The sequence below is a fragment of the Actinokineospora alba genome, from assembly GCF_004362515.1.
Lineage (GTDB): Bacteria > Actinomycetota > Actinomycetes > Mycobacteriales > Pseudonocardiaceae > Actinokineospora > Actinokineospora alba.
On sequence record NZ_SNXU01000001.1, the window covers coordinates 6,547,517 to 6,563,327 of the forward strand.

At 70.0% G+C, this 15,811-nt stretch carries 17 protein-coding genes; 8 read left to right on the top strand and 9 right to left on the bottom strand.

The features are described from left to right. Positions 1 to 3 precede the first annotated feature (3 nt). Positions 4 to 252, bottom strand: coding sequence for a phosphopantetheine-binding protein (locus C8E96_RS29565; RefSeq protein WP_228770004.1), 249 nt, complete (start codon positions 250 to 252; stop codon positions 4 to 6). Between the two features lie 286 nt (positions 253 to 538). On the opposite strand from C8E96_RS29565, the gene C8E96_RS29570 reads away from it, so the two are divergent. Further along, entirely contained in the window at positions 539 to 2,146 is a 1,608-nt protein-coding gene (locus tag C8E96_RS29570; protein ID WP_091377593.1) for a condensation domain-containing protein, read from the top strand. A 29-nt stretch (positions 2,147 to 2,175) separates the two neighbouring features. Here the strand turns inward: C8E96_RS29570 and C8E96_RS29575 are convergent, their stop codons facing one another. The 6 genes from C8E96_RS29575 to C8E96_RS29605 all read right to left on the bottom strand — a co-directional run bounded on the left by C8E96_RS29575 (position 2,176) and on the right by C8E96_RS29605 (position 7,252). Further along, positions 2,176 to 3,180 carry a helix-turn-helix domain-containing protein gene (locus C8E96_RS29575; protein WP_091377590.1) on the bottom strand — a complete coding sequence of 335 codons (1,005 nt, stop codon included), beginning with the start codon at positions 3,178 to 3,180 and terminating at the stop codon, positions 2,176 to 2,178. Between the two features lie 220 nt (positions 3,181 to 3,400). Further along, positions 3,401 to 4,099, bottom strand: a complete 699-nt coding sequence (locus tag C8E96_RS29585) for a helix-turn-helix transcriptional regulator (RefSeq protein ID WP_133794868.1) — start codon at positions 4,097 to 4,099, stop codon at positions 3,401 to 3,403. A gap of 375 nt (positions 4,100 to 4,474) precedes the next feature. Beyond that, positions 4,475 to 5,737: a helix-turn-helix domain-containing protein gene (locus tag C8E96_RS29590; RefSeq protein ID WP_091377586.1), complete on the bottom strand. Its 1,263-nt coding sequence runs from the start codon at positions 5,735 to 5,737 to the stop codon at positions 4,475 to 4,477. 142 nt (positions 5,738 to 5,879) lie between these two features. Further along, positions 5,880 to 6,089, bottom strand: a complete 210-nt coding sequence (locus tag C8E96_RS29595; protein ID WP_133794870.1) for a hypothetical protein — start codon at positions 6,087 to 6,089, stop codon at positions 5,880 to 5,882. A 105-nt stretch (positions 6,090 to 6,194) separates the two neighbouring features. After that, positions 6,195 to 6,818 carry a GTP cyclohydrolase I FolE gene (folE, locus tag C8E96_RS29600; RefSeq protein ID WP_091377582.1) on the bottom strand — a complete coding sequence of 208 codons (624 nt, stop codon included), beginning with the start codon at positions 6,816 to 6,818 and terminating at the stop codon, positions 6,195 to 6,197. Beyond that, entirely contained in the window at positions 6,815 to 7,252 is a 438-nt protein-coding gene (locus C8E96_RS29605) for a hypothetical protein (protein ID WP_091377578.1), read from the bottom strand. Before C8E96_RS29605 ends, folE begins: the two co-directional genes overlap by 4 nt. A 78-nt stretch (positions 7,253 to 7,330) precedes the next feature. On the opposite strand from C8E96_RS29605, the gene C8E96_RS29610 reads away from it, so the two are divergent. Then, entirely contained in the window at positions 7,331 to 8,023 is a 693-nt protein-coding gene (locus tag C8E96_RS29610) for a helix-turn-helix transcriptional regulator (RefSeq protein WP_091377574.1), read from the top strand. Positions 8,024 to 8,408: 385 nt separating this feature from the next. On the opposite strand, the gene C8E96_RS29615 is transcribed toward C8E96_RS29610, so the two are convergent. After that, positions 8,409 to 9,578, bottom strand: coding sequence for a hypothetical protein (locus C8E96_RS29615; protein WP_091377571.1), 1,170 nt, complete (start codon positions 9,576 to 9,578; stop codon positions 8,409 to 8,411). After that, positions 9,575 to 10,081: a SigE family RNA polymerase sigma factor gene (locus C8E96_RS29620; protein ID WP_166658155.1), complete on the bottom strand. Its 507-nt coding sequence runs from the start codon at positions 10,079 to 10,081 to the stop codon at positions 9,575 to 9,577. Before C8E96_RS29620 ends, C8E96_RS29615 begins: the two co-directional genes overlap by 4 nt. Before the next feature lie 212 nt (positions 10,082 to 10,293). Between C8E96_RS29620 and trpB the strand changes: the two genes are divergently transcribed. The 6 genes from trpB (at position 10,294) to C8E96_RS29650 (ending at position 15,741) form a co-directional block, all read left to right on the top strand. Continuing rightward, entirely contained in the window at positions 10,294 to 11,451 is a 1,158-nt protein-coding gene (gene trpB / locus C8E96_RS29625; protein WP_091378218.1) for a tryptophan synthase subunit beta, read from the top strand. Continuing rightward, positions 11,448 to 12,248 (top strand): tryptophan synthase subunit alpha, encoded by an 801-nt coding sequence (gene trpA, locus C8E96_RS29630; protein ID WP_166658156.1) that lies wholly within the window; start codon positions 11,448 to 11,450, stop codon positions 12,246 to 12,248. Before trpB ends, trpA begins: the two co-directional genes overlap by 4 nt. After that, positions 12,226 to 12,990 carry a GntR family transcriptional regulator gene (locus C8E96_RS29635; RefSeq protein ID WP_091377567.1) on the top strand — a complete coding sequence of 255 codons (765 nt, stop codon included), beginning with the start codon at positions 12,226 to 12,228 and terminating at the stop codon, positions 12,988 to 12,990. The genes trpA and C8E96_RS29635 overlap by 23 nt, the downstream gene beginning before the upstream one ends. Then, a complete protein-coding gene (locus C8E96_RS29640; protein ID WP_091377563.1) occupies positions 12,987 to 13,562 on the top strand; it encodes a VanZ family protein in 576 nt (191 codons plus the stop codon). The genes C8E96_RS29635 and C8E96_RS29640 overlap by 4 nt, the downstream gene beginning before the upstream one ends. 119 nt (positions 13,563 to 13,681) lie before the next feature. Next, positions 13,682 to 14,608: an anti-sigma factor RsbA family regulatory protein gene (locus tag C8E96_RS29645; protein ID WP_091378214.1), complete on the top strand. Its 927-nt coding sequence runs from the start codon at positions 13,682 to 13,684 to the stop codon at positions 14,606 to 14,608. A gap of 47 nt (positions 14,609 to 14,655) precedes the next feature. After that, complete coding sequence (locus tag C8E96_RS29650) at positions 14,656 to 15,741, top strand: aminotransferase class V-fold PLP-dependent enzyme (protein WP_091377560.1); 1,086 nt, start codon at positions 14,656 to 14,658, stop codon at positions 15,739 to 15,741. Positions 15,742 to 15,811: the final 70 nt, after the last annotated feature.

Sequence of the window (15,811 nt, forward strand, 5' to 3'; positions counted from 1 at the left end):
TCCTCAGGCCACGAGCGTGGACAGCGTCCGCCACAGCGAGCCGACGGTCGCGAAGGTCTCCTCGTTGAGGATGTCGTCGGGCAGTTCGACGTCGTAGCTGTTCTCGATGTCGGCCAGCAGGGCCACGATGCTCATCGAGTCCAGCCCGAGGCCGCCCAGCTCGCTCGCCGCCGCCAGTTCACCGGAATCCGCGTACGGCAAATGCGGACGAAGAATGTCCTGAAACGTGTCGGGAATTTCGGATGCGGACAAAAGTCTCACCTCTGACTTCATCACAGTCGGCAGGCACAACCCGGCGAAACAGCTCGCCTGCCTCAGATTCGTCGACGCCGGAACACCCGTCAAGGTGGCCCTTTCCCTGGGCGGTGGCCATTATCGCCGTCCGCTACCTGCCACCGAGGCACCCATTGCCGCGCCATCCCGCACCCACGATTATCGACGGTAATCGCGACGAACGACAAGCGGGCAAGCAGACTGCCAGACGACGCACCATAACCACCCGCGCAACCAACACAGTGAATTCCGGGGAGGCGGGACCGTGAAGAGCGCAGACCTTTGTTGGGGCCAGCGGTACATCTGGCTGCGACACCACCACCTGCCCGCGCACGCCCGGCATGAGGCGCACATCGTCCTCAGGTTCGACATGCCCGCCGGTGTCACCCTCGCGATGGTCCGCGCGACGCTCAACTACCTGGTGCGCAGGCATGAGGCGCTGCGCACCACGTACCACTTCGACGCCGACCGGGACCCGGAGCAGCGGGTCCACCCGCCGGCCGCGGTCCCGGTCGTCCAGGTGACGGTGGAGCGCGACGGCACCGCGACCCCGGCCGAGGTGGTCGAGGAACTGAGTTCCACGGAGTTCGACCTCGCCGTCCAGTGGCCGATCCGCGCGTGCCTGATCACCGCCGGTGGCGCCCCGAAGCAACTGGTGCTGGTGCTCAACCACATGGCGTTCGACGCCTGGACCGTCGACCGGTTCGAACGCGAGTTCGAAGCCCTCGGCGCCGGTCTCGCCGCACGCAAACCCGCGGTGCTCGAACCGATCCGGCACCAGCCGACCGACCTCGCCCGGTGGGAGTCCTCCGCCGAAGCCCTTGCCGCGAAGGAAAAGGCGCTCGCCTACTGGCGCGGCGAGATCACCGAGTTGGCCACGGACCTGTTCGCCACGCGCCGCGGACCCGGTGCGGAACCGGCCGCCCGCGGCGCGACGCTGACCTCGCCCTCGATGCTCGCCGCGTGCCGCCGGATCGCCGACCGGCACACGGTGTGGCCGTCGCTGGTCCACGTGGCGGTGTACTCGATGGTGATGGCCGCCTATACCGGCAGCGCCGAGGTCGCGCACCTGTCGTTCTCGGGCAACCGGGAGGCGAACCCGTACGCCGACGTCATGACGTGCATGTTCTCCCCGTTGCTGCTGCGCGTGGACTGCGGGGACAACCCGCCGTTCTCCGAGGTGCTGCGCGGCGCCGCCACCCGGTTCCGGTCGGCTCAGGACAACGCGGGTGTGCCGTACGACGAACTCGTGGAGTTGTTGTCCCGCGAGAGTTCCCGGCGCGGCGAGGCGGTGCGCACGGGGTCGGAGCTGAACTTCCTCAACCACGGCGCGCACGTGTCCAAGGCCCGGCGGACGAAGTTCACCTGGAGCCCGACACCGGCCGCGTGGGCGGAGTACGGCGCCGACACGTTCTTCCGGATCTACGAGTTGCAGGACGCCGTCGTCATCGCGCTGAACGCCCTGTCCACGGTCATGGACGCCGACGCCGTCGAGAAGTTCCTGCGCGGCTACGAGTCCGTACTGCTGGCCCTCGACGAACAGGGAAGCGACCTCCGGCTCGACGAGATCGCCGCGATGATCGGGTTCGCGCCCGCCGCGCCGACGCGGATGTCTGAGGTCGAGACCGCTGCGACGGCGGCGGAGGCCGCACTGGCACTCGCGGCGGCCGTCGGCCAGGCGAACGGACTCGGCGAAGTCCGGTTGTCGGACAGCTACACGGTGGCGGGCGGCCGGGTCCTGCGTATCCCCCGAGTGCTCGCGCTGCTCGCCGAGCAAGGCTGGACCGGGATCACCGTCCACCAACTCGCCTCCGGCGTCGCCTTGTCGAAGCTGGCCGCGCGGTTGACCGCGGCAGTGACCACGACGATCTGAGTGGCCGCCCGAAGTGGGCGGCCGCTTTCCTAATTGACCAGACATCGCTGTGCGGCTTGGACACCGGCCTGGAAGCGGCTCACGGCGTGCAAGTCGCTCATCAGGGCGGCGATGTGGCGGCGGCAGGTGCGCACCGACATGCCCAGCTTGCGGGCGACCACCTCGTCGGTGAAGCCCTTCGCCATCAGGCAGGCGACGGTCTGCTGCAGTTCGTCGGCCACCTCGGCGTACCCGGATTCGAAGCTCTCCAACGGTGTCGCCGAATCCCACAGGTGGTCGATCATGGCCAGCAGGAACTCGACGACCTCGTCCTGGCGCACCCGTGAAGCGGTCGCCTCGGCGGCGCCGTCACCCAGCAGGACCGCCGACGACCGGTCGAACACGACAGCGGCCCGCGGGATGTGGCTGGCGGTGCGGACGACGGCGCCCGCGTCGATCAGCTTCTTGATCTTCACCCGGGTGGCGAAGTCGGTGCGGCTCTTGTGCCTGCACACCACCCGAACCGCGACGCCCCGGCTCAGCAGCCGGTCGCACACGCTCATGAAGTCGTCGAAGTCGTCGGTCTCGACCGTCCCCGACAGCAGGACCAGGATCTCCTCGCGGCACGCGTCGCTGGCGACCTTCAGCAGCCCGCGCACCTCCATGACCCCGGAGACACTCTCCACCGAGGCGGACCCCGCGCCGCGCAGGCCCGTGTGGACATAGTCCTGTCGGAACACATCGGTGCGCTCGCGGATCTGGGCGATCAGCTCCCGGCGCTGGTAGATCTCACGCTCCATCGGGGACACCAGCAGCGCCGCCGCCACCTCGGGGTCGACCGGCACCAGCCTGCGGTCCGGGTCGACCCGCAACAGCCTGCTCTCGATCAGATGGTTCACCGTCGCGTTGACCTCGTGGACCGTGAGCCCGAGATCCACCGCCGCCTGTTCGACCGACTCGATGGCCCCTCTTCGCGCGGCGTAGCGGTAGACATCGATCAGGTGGGCTCCGACGAGCGGTGTGATTTCGGGGCGTAACGCGGTCACCGAGTTCATGACGTACCTTCCAGGTCGACCTGACGAACGTCCGGAACGCCCCCGGACGTTCGAACACTCCTCTACTTCATCGTGATCCGCGGGAGCGTTCAAGGAAGCTGCATATAGCTGCAGCCGACCGATTTTCCTTACGTGCCAACAGTTTCAACGCAAACAGCACGGAGAGTCGCACCGGCTGACCCGGCGCGACTCTCCGTGCTCTTGCTTGTTTACCGGCGCGTTAAACGAGTCCGAGTTGGACAGCGCGAACGCCTGCCTGGAACCGGCTGCGGGCCCGCAGCCCGACCATCGCCCCGGCCACATCATTGCGCACCGTGCGCACACTGACCCCGATCCGACGCGCGATGGCGTCGTCGGTCAACCCCTCGGCCAACAGCCGCAACACCATCTTCTTCCGCGCGTCACACGAGCTCTCACCGGCATCGGCCCCACCGATTTCCGACTCGATCCCGTTGCGCCACAACCGGTCCCCGATCAGGCTCAGCGAGCCCAGCACCCGGTCGAGCTGGATCAGCCCGGCCCGGCCGTCGTCATCGTGGACGATCGCGGCGGCACGGTCCACAAGGGTCGCCCGAATCGGCACATGGTCGACCACCCGCGGTGCGGACCGCCGGACCGCGAGCCACTTCGCGTGCGCGGCCGCGGCGGGCTCCTCAAGAACCTTGGAGCTCCACACCGCCCGCAGCTTCGCACCGCGGCGAAGCACCGCGTCGGCGACCAGGCGGGAGAACTCGAACGATCCGGCCGTGAAGACCGGCACCAACTGCATGACCTCACCCTCGACGGTGGCCGCCATCTGCTCGACGAACGCCGCCGCGTCCGCGCACCCGTCGAACCGGGCACGCTCGACGGGCGACCGGCCCGCCGTCCGGTGAAGCAGGTCCCCGCCCGATTCGAGCCCGAAGATGGTGTCGGTCATCCGGCCCCACCACACTTGCGCCTCGTTCTTAACTCTGGGCAATCACTCATCTCGGCCCCTCCGCCCTGACCTGTGACCCCGGTCACTTCATTACGCCCGTCATCAAGACTATGACTGGTTGAGTCATGGTGTCAATGACTGGGTGAAAGTGCATCCTAAGGTCACCTACCAGTGACTTGACCGTCATTTGGACCCCCGCGCAGGTGGTTGCCGCAGTTATAGGGGTTCACGGTCTCGACCGTGGTGACTCCGACGTCAGTAAACCAGTCGGCCGCGTCGTTCCGGACGCTTGACAGGGGTAATTAACGCGCTCCACGCCCGGGCGCCCTCACGGGTTCACGGTTGGTCCACCTGGGACGTGGGAGGGCGGGGCGATCAGGCCGAGCGCAGCTCGTCGATCTCCCGCCACACCTCGGCGGCGACCCGGTAGGAGGCGAGTTCCTCCCCCAGGCGCGCGGCTGAACGCAGCGCCTCGACGGCTTCCTCGGTGCGGCCCATGCGGTGCAGGGCCCGGCCGCGGGTGCGCCGCAGCCGCAGGAGGTCCGCGGCCGCGAGCCCGTCCGGTTCGTCCTCGGACAGCTCGAGCGCCCGCTCCGACTCGCCGCGGGCGAGCGCGTACCTGGCCTCGATGCTGACGAGTTTCGCCTGGTCGCCCGGGGAGTCGGCCAGCTCGAGCGCCGACCGCATCCAGTTCACGTACTGGTCCACTTCGGACAGCTCGGCGTCGGCGTCGAGCAGCACCGACGCGGCGGCGCTGGCGAAGCGGCCCCACTCGCGGATCGAGGTGCCCGGCTGGGCGAGCATGTCCTTGGCGTGGCGCACATGCCGCTCGGCGCGCTCGCCGACACCGAGCCGGGCGAAGGCGACCGACGCGGCCCAGTGGGCCCGGCCGAGGACCGTGCGGCTGCCGAGTTTCTCCGCGCAGGCCAGCATCCGGTCGACCAGGGCCGGGATCTCACCGGTGTCCCCGGAGTCGACCTTGACCGAGATCAGGACGCCGAGCGCGCGGACGTTCTCGCCGGTGTCGGCCAGTTCGGTGTCCGGCAGCGCTTCCATGGCACAGGACGCGAGGACCATCGCCTCGGCCATGCGCCCGCAGTCACGCGCGGCCGCGGCCTTGTCCAGCCGCAGCTTCACCATGAGTTCGGGCACGTCGAGCTGGTCGGCGACGGTGACCAGGTTGTCGAGCAGCGCATAGCGCGCCTGGTGGTCCGCGCGCAGGATCAGCACATCCTGCAGGGCGATGCCACGTTCGACCACAGCGGACGGCACGCCGTCGCGCACGGCCGAGTCATAGGCGCTCTGGTAGCGGTCGCCCGCGTCGTCGAGGTCGCCGACGTCGAGCGCGCTGCGAGCGAGGATGTCGAGCACCAGCGTGCGGTTGGCCTCCGGGCTCTGCTCGACTTCCTTGATCGGCAGGACCGCGTCGGCCACCAGGGCCTCGAGGTGCACGTCGAGCGCCCGGGCTATCTGGAGGACCACCTCGAGGGTGGGCACCCGGGCTCCGGTCTCCAACAACGAGATGTAGCTCGGATTCACGACGTCGCCCGCCACATCCCGCTGCGACAGCCCGCGCTCCTGACGCAACTGGCGCAACCGGCGACCGAACTCCGGCTGCTGGACCCCGACGATGCTCACACGCCCCGACCTCGAGTCTCATGACTGATACGCCAGTCAATTACCTATCTAGAGTCAACTGCCTTGCTGAATAGTCAACGTAGCATAACTACGGTCGACCTTTTGTGCGGCCGCGGCCCCGATGTCGGACACCGGCGATCGGCTACACGACCCGCCACGGCCAGTCGTCTGACTTGGCGGCGAGCTGACCGGGAGAAGTGTCGCGTGCGGCCGTGGTGTTCGGCGCCTCACCACCTGCTACAGGTGAGGCCGCGCCCGCCACGGCCACCGCTAACATCCCGACCAGCATCGCCGTGCGGAGCTTGCTTCCGGTGGAGTCATTGCCTGCGGTGATCTTGTTTACTCTCGTCATGACTCAGGTCTAACGTAGTGCGTGTGAGCCACACAACAGCGGTGCAGGATCAGGCAGCGCCGCACCCGGAAAGGCCCGCGGGCCCCGACTCCTGTGGTAATCCGCCTAGCCGTTGACTCCGGCGAGCGCGAAGAACTCCTGCCGCGATCGTGGATCCTCACGCAGCGCTCCCTGCAGAGCGGACGTCACGGTCCGGGCGCCCGCGGCTCGAACTCCCCGCAAGGACATGCACAAGTGCTCGGCCTCGATCACCACACCCACACCCTTGGGATCCAGATGGTGCTGGAGCCAGTCGGCGACCTGTTTGGTGAGGCGTTCCTGGACTTGCAGGTCGCGGGCGAACAGCTCGACGACCCGGGCCAGTTTGGACAGGCCGAGGATGCGTTCACCGGGCAGGTAGCCGACGTGGGCGACGCCTTGGAACGGCAGCAGATGATGCTCGCACAGCGATTGCACGGGAATGCTCTTGGCGAGCACGAGTTCGTCGTACCCCTCGTCGTTGGGGAACGTCGTCAGGTTGAACTCGCGCGGGGTGAGCATCTCGGCGTACGCGCGCGCCACGCGCCTCGGGGTGTCCGCCAGGTGCTCCGACGCCGGATCCCGTCCCAAGGCGATCAGGAGATCCGCCACCGCCCGCTGCGCCGCGGGCAGGTCGACGGCTTCGCGTTCGTGGACCACCCGAAGCCTGCGGTGCTCGTCGAGGTGATCCGGCGCCGGGCTCAGGCTCATGCCACTCGTCCTCGACGCGCGGGGGCGTACCGGACCGCGAGGCGGGCCAAGGCGATCGCGGCGACGAACAGGCCGAAGTCGCGCAGCGCGATGTCGTAGAAGCCCGGGAACGACAGCAGGTTGACGATGATCCCGGCCAGCCAGGCCGCCACGAGCAGGCCGCCGAACCTCGGAGCCACTGCGACCACGACGCCCGCGAGGATCTCGACCACGCCGACGCCATACATCGCCTGCTGGGCCGTGCCAGGAAGGATGCCGTCGATCCACGGGGCCAGATAGCGCGGCCAGTCGACGAGCAGGTTCAGGAACTTGTCGAGTCCGAACAGGATGGGCGCGACGGTGAAGACCGTGCGCAGCAACAAGAACGACTGGTAGCCGGGGTCGGACAGCACGCCGTGCTTCTCGGTCGCGGCGGCAGGCGTTTCGGTGGCCATGACTCCTCCTTCTATCGACAACTCGTGTTAACGTTAGAACCCGACCAGGGATTTAGTCAACATAGATTGGTTTTAGAAATGGCAGAGTCCTGGGACGCCCGTGTGTCGGCCGTGGCAGCGCTCGACGAGCCGACCCGCAGACGGCTCTACGACTTCGTCGTGCGCCAGCCCGCGCCGGTCAGCCGGGACGAGGCCGCGGCGGCGGTGGACCTGGCCCGCACCACGGCGGCGTTCCACCTCGAGAAGCTGGCGGAGGAAGGACTGCTCGAGGTCGTGCACGAACGGCGCACCGGCCGCAGCGGGCCCGGGGCCGGTCGCCCGTCGAAGCTCTACCGGCGCTCGGCGCGGCAGATCGCGGTCTCGCTCCCGGACCGGCGGTACGAACTGGTCGGAGACCTGCTCGCGGCGGCCGTCCAGGAGGCGGACGGCTCGGGCGAGTCACCGCGAAGCGTGCTCGCCCGACGCGCCCGCGAACTCGGCCAGGACATCGGAGAGTCGGCGCGGTCCGCCGACTCCGGCGTGGACAGCCGCGACACGGTGCTGCGGGCGCTGGAGTCGTACGGATTCGAGCCGCGGGCCAGGGATGCCGCGATCGTCCTCGGCAACTGCCCGTTCCACAGCCTGGCCAAGCGGCACACGGAACTGGTGTGCGGCATGAACGTCTGCCTGATCGACGGGCTCCTGCGCGGGCTCGCCGTCACGGACCTGACCGCGAGCCTGCATCCCGAGCCGGACCACTGCTGCGTACGCGTCGAGCCCGCGGAGAGCTAGCTTTCGAGACCGACGGCAGTCCCGGTCCGCCGAGCGCGCTCGACGGCGAAGACCAAGCGGTGACTGGCGAGGGTGGCGTCATCGGCTCGACGTCGCCGCCGCCGTGCCCCTCGCCTGCAGACGCGCCCGGGAAAGAAGGCGCGAGTTCCGGAGTCGGCGCCAGGGCACCTCTTCAGCGGCGATGGGGTGTACGTCCGCGAAACCGCTTGATGCTCTGATGGGGTGCTGGGTTCAGGTGGCCAGATCCGGCTCGCGGCGATCAGTGCGGCGGCCTGGTATGGCGGCGGTTGGGTGCCCCCGTTGACGGTCCACTTCCTCGTTGTGCGACAACAGACGTGTCCGTGTCCACCTCACCACCTGTCTCGCAGGTGCCCTTGGCGGTTCCTCACGGGTTGCGCACGACAATGGAGGCTTCCGTGTCCACGCCGGGCAGCACCACGGTCTCGCACGGCCTACCGCTGACCTCGCACCGCAGCAGGCCTCGGCCGCGGTGCCCGTTGACCAGCACCGCTTCCGCGCTCTCCCAGTGGAAATCGGGTGCGTCCAAGGGCTCCGCCAACCCGAGCTCCTTGATCTGCGGACTGCCGCTGAAGAGCGCACCCACGGCGATCCAACGGGATCCGTTGGGCCGCACCAGGTGCTGCCCGTCGGTGGAGACCAGCGGGCGTTCCCAGGTCAGGCCGCATTCCTTGCGCAGCACCGCGAACTTGTCCGGTGGGTCGAGTTCGACCAGGCACGCCTTCAGCGGATCGGTGTCCGCGACCATGGCGATCAGGTGGCCCGCGGTGCCGAATCTGCCCAGGAGGGCGAACTCCCCCTGCGGCGGCGACGCCACGTACGCACCGCGCGTCGGGTTCCACAGGTCCACCGGGACCGGACCGAAGTCGCCACTCATCCGGGCCAGCACCACCGCGTCCCCAGACCAGGCGCGCACCACCATGGAGTTGTCCCCACCGGGCAGCGGTGCCTGGGAGACCACGTTGCCCGACGGCAGGTCGACCACGACCGCGGTCGAGACCTGGCCCGCGTTGTGCCAGTACTGGACGACGGCCCGCGTGCCGACTGGGTGCACCACGATCGCGGTGTCCGGCGCGACGCCGAGCGTGGTGCTGATGCCGTCTTCACGGACGAACTCGACGGTCTGGCTCCGCTCGCTACCGGTGTGCTGGTAGGTGACCAGCCAGCCGCCCGCGGTCCGGACAGCTTCGATGACCCGCTGGTTCGACTTGACGGGCAAGGCCACGTGACCGCCGCCCGCCCGGTGCAGCACGAGCCCGTGGATCAGGTCCACCTTGAGCCCGGCGGAGCTGGGAGCGGGCGCCACCGAGATCGGCGGCGGGTCGGCGGGCAGCGAGACGGCGGGCGGCCGCACCAGTTGCACGACGGCGAAGACGGCCGCGACCACCGCGACCACCGAAGCGGTGATCGCGGCCATCCGTCGCCGACCGCGGATCCGGCCTGCCTGAGTGATCGCCTGGTCGGCCAGGTCGGTGGTCTCCGGCACCGCCGCGACCCGGGCGGCGAGTGCGGCACGCAGGTGTTCCTCGACGTTCATCGGGTCACGCTCCCCTCGGTGGCGGCAGGCTGGACGCGGTCTCGCAGTGCGCTGATCGCGCGCGAGGTCTGGCTCTTGACGGTGCCGACGGTCACCCCGAGCGCCGCCGCAGTGGCGGCTTCGGACAGGTCGTCATGGAACCGCAGCACCACCACCGCCCGCTGCCTCGCGGGCAGCTTGCGCACCTCGGCCCACAGGTCCTGGCTCAGCGCGCTGCACTCCGCGAAGTCAGGCTGCACGATCTCGGGCAGCACTTCGGTCGGCTGCTCCCCCCGCCAGCGCCGCCGCCACCACGACGTCGCGGTGTTCACCATGATCTTGCGGACGTAGGCGTCAGCGGCGTCGTGGTCCTTGATGCGCTCCCACGCCAGGTAGGTCTTGGTCAGCGTTGTCTGCACCAGGTCCTCCGCGCTCGCCCAGTCCCCACTGAGCAGGCACGCGGTCCGCAGCAGCGCGGCCCGCCGCGTCGCCACGAACTCGTGGAACTTCTCCTCGCCGCCCACGCGGACTCCCCTCGACAGACAGGAAGACGCCCGAGGGCGCCCGGAAGGTTGTCACCACTTCCAAGGCCACACGATCGTGTCCGATGCTTATTGTTCTAGAACTCTCGACGGAACTGTGTCAGACTCTCCGCAACCGTTCTAGAACACTAGGGGTAGTTGTGGACAATTCGCTGGTCAGCGACAACCACGGCGGCATCGTGGCCGCCGCCGGGATGCGCGAACCCTCCGGCACCGGGCGGTTCGGCGACTACGGGGGCCAGTTCGTACCCGAGTCGCTGGTGCCCGCGTGCGTCGAGCTGGACCGTGAGTTCCGGCAGGCCTGGGCGGATCCGCGGTTCCGGCAGCAGCTCGAACGCCTGCTCGCGGTCTACGCCGGTCGCCCCACGGCGATGACGCCCGCCTGGCGGCTGTCGGCCGAACTCGGCATCACGCTGCTGCTCAAGCGCGAAGACCTCGCGCACACCGGGTCACACAAGATCAACAACGTGCTGGGGCAGGCGCTGCTGGCCCGGCGGATGGGCAAGACCAGGCTGATCGCCGAGACCGGCGCGGGCCAGCACGGCGTGGCCACCGCGACCGCGGCCGCGCTGCTGGGCATGTCGGCCACGGTGTTCATGGGCGAGCGCGACATCGAGCGGCAGGCGCTCAACGTGTTCCGGATGGGCATGCTCGGCGCCGAGGTCGTGCCGGTGGGTTCGGGTAGCCGCACGCTCAAGGACGCGTGCAACGAGGCCATGCGGCACTGGGTGGGCGCGGTCGACGAGGCCCACTACTGCATCGGCTCGGTCATGGGCCCGCACCCGTATCCGTGGATGGTGCGCGAGTTCCAGCGGGTGATCGGCGACGAGGCCCGCGCCCAGTGCGCCGCCGAACTGACGGCGGGAACGCCGGACTACGTCGTGGCCTGCGTCGGCGGCGGCTCGAACGCGGCGGGCACGTTCGCCGGGTTCGTCGACACCCCCGCGCGGCTGATCGGGGTCGAGGCCGAGGGCGGCGCGGCCATGACCTTCGGCGCGAACGGCGTGCTGCACGGCTATCGCTCGAAGTTCCTGCAGGACGAGCACGGCCAGGTCCGCGAGGCGCATTCCATCTCCGCGGGCCTCGACTATCCCGGGGTGGGCCCGGAGCACGCCCATCTCGCCGACCTCGGTCGCGCCCGGTACGTGACGGTGTCCGACGAGGAGGTGCTCGACGCGGTCAACCGGCTGTGCCGGGCCGAGGGCATCTTCTGCGCGCTGGAGTCCGCGCACGCGCTGGCCTGGGTGCTGCGGGCGGCGGGCTCGGCCGAACTGCCCACCGGATCGACGGTGATGCTGACGCTGTCCGGCCGCGGCGACAAGGACATGCCCGCACTCATGGAGGCGTCGTGAACACGCTCGAAGACCAGCTGCGGTCCGCGCGGGACCGGGGCCGCAAGCTGCTCGTCCCCTACGTCACCGGCGGCGTCACCGACGACTGGACGCGCTACCTCACCGCCTACCAGGACGCGGGCGCCGACGCGGTGGAGATCGGGCTGCCGTTCTCCGACCCGATGCTCGACGGCGGCACCATCCAGCAGGCCTCGGACCGCGCGCTCGCCCGCGGGACCACGGCCCACCGGATCCTCGCCGACCTCGCCGAGATCGACCTGACCGTGCCGCGCGTGGTGATGACGTACGCGAATCTCGTGCTGCGCCAAGGAGCCGAGACCTTCTGCCGCAAGCTGCGCGACGCCGGGGTCCGCGGTCTCATCGTGCCGGACCTCCAACTCGGCGAAGTGGGTGAAGTCGAAGGCGCCGCCGCGGCGGCCGGAGTGGACTTGGTGCTCCTCGCCGCGCCCTCCACCCCGCCCGCGCGGCTGCGGGAGATCGGCGCGCGCAGCCGGGGTTTCGTCTACGCCGTCAGCGTGATGGGCACGACCGGGGAACGTGACAAGTTCGCGGATTCGGGAGTCGCCCTTGCCCGGGCGCTCAAGGCCGTGACCGACCTGCCGGTGTTGCTAGGCTTCGGCGTCTCCCGCCCCGCCCACGCGGTGCAGGCGTGCCGCGCGGCCGACGGCGTGGCTGTCGGGGCGGCGCTGATGCGCCGGGTGCTCGACGGCGCGGGTCCGGCCGAGGTGGGCGCGGACGTCGACGCCATGCGCACCGAACTCGACCGGAGTGCCGATGAACCCACAGGCCCCACGTGAACCGAAGTACCACACGATCGCGGCCGACCTCGCCACGAAGATCCGCTCGGGTGAGTACCGGCCCGGCCAGGCACTGCCGTCGCAGCGGGAGCTGAGCGCGGCCTACGGCGTCACGATGATGACGCTGCGGCAGGCGCTTCGGGTGGTCGAGGACGACGGCCTGGTGTCCCAGCAGGTCGGGCGGGGAACGTTCGTCACCGAGCCGCGGGCGGCCTACCAACTCGACTCGCTGCGCGGCCTCGCCGAGGACCTCCGCGAGCAGGGCCACACCGTGCGCACCGAGGTAGTCGGCGTGCGCCCGGGCCCGGCCCCTACCGAGCTGGGCACGGACGACGCCCTGCGGATCGAGCGGGTTCGGCTGCTCGGGGGAAGGCCCGCGGTGCACCAGGTGTCGTGGGTCCGCGAGCCCTACGGGTCGATGGTCCGCGCGGTCGATTTCACGCAGGTTTCGCTCTATGCGGCGCTTTCCGAGCATGACGTGGTCGTGCACCGGGCCACCGAACGCCTGCGTCCCGCGATCCTGGACACCGCGATCGGCGACCTGTTGCGACAGCCCGCCGGTGTGCCGGTGTTCGTCAGCGACCGGGTCACGTACGGGATGGACGGTGAGCCGGTCGTCGTCGACCGGGCCACCATCCTCGGGGACGCGATGGAGGTCAGGGCCGAGCGGGCGGCCTCGGGCCTTTCCTTGCGGTGGACGAGCAACGTCGGGGCCGGACTGACCGGCGCGGAGGATTCGTGACCTCGTTGATGCGCTCATTCGGAAATCCGGTGAGCTTCGCCCTCGGTGCCGCGCTGCTTCTTCTGCTGGCGGCAACCTGGGTGTCGGCCCGCGGCGACCGAGCCCGGCGGGCGGTCTCGCCGCTCGGCGCCGCCGCGCTCGTTGTGTGGTTCTTGACGGTGTCGTACGTGGCGTTGGTGCTGCCCTGGTCGGCGGAATTGCCCGCGCGGCTGAGCCTGGTTCCGCTGATCGACACGATTCGCGGGCTCTCGTCGAATTCGGCCGAGAACGTGGCGGTCGCGACGATGGCCAATGTCGCATTGTTCGCTCCCCTGGGCGTGGTCGTGGCACTGCTTTCCGTGGCGAAGCGGGAACGCCGATTCCCCGGTGGTTGGTGGACGGCGGTCGTGGCCGGGCTGGCGGTGTCGATCGTTGTCGAGGCCGCTCAGCTCGTGCTGAACCAGGGGGCGGTCGCGGCCGACGACCTGATCGCCAACGCCTTGGGCGCGGGGTTGGGCTGGTTCGTGGTGCGAGTCAGCGACACGGGCAACCGGGCCCCGGACGACTTGACCGTTCCCGACCTGATTGGTTAGACAACTCGGGACACGTTTGCGTGGGCATCGCGGCGGGTACCAATCGGACCATGGCCGGCACGCTGGTGGACTCGGTCCGCGACAGCGGACGGTCGAGCGATGGAGGTCAGACGAGGTCGATGACCGCTTCCGAGCGTTTCGCCCATCCCGCGCTGTTCTATCGGGGCGCCGACGAGTACCTCGACGGGACGCTGCCGTTCATCCAGGCGGCGCGGGCCGCGGGCGAACCGGTCGCCGTGGCGGTGCCCGGCCCCAACCTGAAGCTCCTCCGCGACGCGCTGGGCGCCGACGCCGACGACGTGCGGATGCTCGACATGACCGAGGCGGGCCGCAACCCCGGCCGCATCATCGCGACCGTGCTGCGAGGCTTCGCCGACAGCCACCCCGACCGGCCGGTGCGGATCATCGGCGAGCCGATCTGGGCGGGCCGCTCCGACCTGGAATACCCGGCCTGCGCCCAGCACGAGGCGCTGATCAACCTGGCCTTCACCGGCCGGGACGCGACCATCCTGTGCCCGTACGACACCGAGGAGCTGGCCCCGTCGGTGATCACCGACGCCGAGGCCACCCACCCGGTCCTGATCGACGCGGCGGGCACCCGGGCGAGCACGCGGTACGCGCCCCTGGAGGTCATCGACCGGTACAACCTGCCGCTGCCCGACCTCGACCGACCGGCCGAGATCCTCGTCGAGGGCCCGGACCTGACCGGCGCCCGCCTGCTCGCCCGCGAGCGCGCCGAGCGCGCCGGTGTGGTCGCCGAACGCGTCCCCGACGTCGAGCTCGTCGTCACCGAGCTGGCCACCAACAGCCTCCTCCACGGCGGCGGGACCGCCCTCGTCCGGCTCGGCACCACCGGCCGCCACTTCGTCTGCGAGGTCCGCGACAGCGGCAAGCTCACCGACCCGCTCGCGGGCAGGCGACCGTCGTCGCCGGAGCAGGCGGGCGGCCGCGGGCTCCTGCTCATCCACCACGTCAGCGACCTCGTCCGCACCCACACCGACCCCGCGTCGACCACCATCCAGGCGCACTTCCGCATCGGCGCGTGAGCGGGCCGGGTAAACCCGCTCAGGGCCACGCCCGGTTAGGTGATGGCATGGACCGACGTGCGACCGACCACCTGACCGAGTACCTGGCCGACTTCGACGAGCCCACCGGCTATGTCGACTTCGCCCGGTTCGGCCCGCCCGGGCGCTCGGTGCTCGCCACGTCCGAGTCGCTGCTGCGGCGGGCGGCCCAGGCCGGGCCCACCACCGTGGACGAGCTGATGGCCGAGGAACCCAGGGCCAAAGCCGCGGCGGCCCGGCTCTGCGGCACCAGCCCCGACCACGTCGTGCTCGTGCCGAACACCAGCCTCGGCCTGGTCCAGGCGGCGTTCGGCTGCCAGGGGGAGGTGCTGGTCCCGGCGAGCGACTTCCCGGCCAACACCTACCCGTGGGCCCGGGCCCAGCAGGCGGGCCGGGTGAAGGTCGACTGGCTGTCCGGGCCCGCGACACCCCAGGGCATCGCGGACGCACTGACCGCGCGCACCACCGCGGTGACCGTCAGCGCCGTCGACTTCCGCACCGGGTACCACCTGGACCTGGCCGCCCTGCGCGACCTTGTGGGCGACCGGCTGCTGATCGTGGACGGCATCCAGGGCTTCGGGGCGGTCTCCTCGCAGTGGGCGGCGGCCGATGTTCTCGTCGTCGGCGGGCAGAAGTGGCTGCGCGCGGGGTGGGGGACGGGGTTCGCGGTGCTGTCGGACCGGGCGCTCGACCGGTTGGAGCCGTTGGTGTCGAGCTGGACCGGGGCGCAAGACCCGGTTCGGTTCGACGATCTCATCCACTCCCCCGCCGACGGCGCGGCGCGCTGGAACATCACCAACTTGAGCCCGATCACTTCCGGGGCCTTGGCGAGCGCGCTCGAACTGGTCGAAAGTGTTGGGGTGGAAGCCATCGCGGCTCGGATCACCTCGGGTGTCGAGGCGCTTGCCGAGGCGGTCCGGTCGGCGGGTGGGCGGATTCGCGCGCAGGGGCCCAACATCTTGACGTTCGACATGCCGGACGTAGCGGCGGCTGGGGCCGCCCTACGAGGCGCCGGGATCGCGGCGACTGTCCGTGGCGATCACATACGGCTGTCGCCGCACGCGTCCACGAGTGCCGAAACGGTCGACGCTGTTCGGGATGTGCTTGCTCGTTGACGGGTCAGCCCCGCGGGTCCGGCTGAGCGTCGGCGGGTCCATCGCCCTGGCGGGCGAGATGCTGCCGGCG

Bases quoted from the DNA above. Each gene is read 5' to 3' on its own strand.
- C8E96_RS29575 (WP_091377590.1), bottom strand. From the start codon at position 3,180: ATGAACTCGGTGACCGCGTTACGCCCCGAAATCACACCGCTCGTCGGA.
- C8E96_RS29585 (WP_133794868.1), bottom strand. From the start codon at position 4,099: ATGACCGACACCATCTTCGGGCTCGAATCGGGCGGGGACCTGCTTCAC.
- C8E96_RS29595 (WP_133794870.1), bottom strand. From the start codon at position 6,089: ATGACGAGAGTAAACAAGATCACCGCAGGCAATGACTCCACCGGAAGC.
- folE (WP_091377582.1), bottom strand. From the start codon at position 6,818: ATGAGCCTGAGCCCGGCGCCGGATCACCTCGACGAGCACCGCAGGCTT.
- C8E96_RS29605 (WP_091377578.1), bottom strand. From the start codon at position 7,252: ATGGCCACCGAAACGCCTGCCGCCGCGACCGAGAAGCACGGCGTGCTG.
- C8E96_RS29610 (WP_091377574.1), top strand. From the start codon at position 7,331: ATGGCAGAGTCCTGGGACGCCCGTGTGTCGGCCGTGGCAGCGCTCGAC.
- C8E96_RS29615 (WP_091377571.1), bottom strand. From the start codon at position 9,578: ATGAACGTCGAGGAACACCTGCGTGCCGCACTCGCCGCCCGGGTCGCG.
- trpB (WP_091378218.1), top strand. From the start codon at position 10,294: ATGCGCGAACCCTCCGGCACCGGGCGGTTCGGCGACTACGGGGGCCAG.
- C8E96_RS29635 (WP_091377567.1), top strand. From the start codon at position 12,226: ATGAACCCACAGGCCCCACGTGAACCGAAGTACCACACGATCGCGGCC.
- C8E96_RS29645 (WP_091378214.1), top strand. From the start codon at position 13,682: ATGACCGCTTCCGAGCGTTTCGCCCATCCCGCGCTGTTCTATCGGGGC.
- C8E96_RS29650 (WP_091377560.1), top strand. From the start codon at position 14,656: ATGGACCGACGTGCGACCGACCACCTGACCGAGTACCTGGCCGACTTC.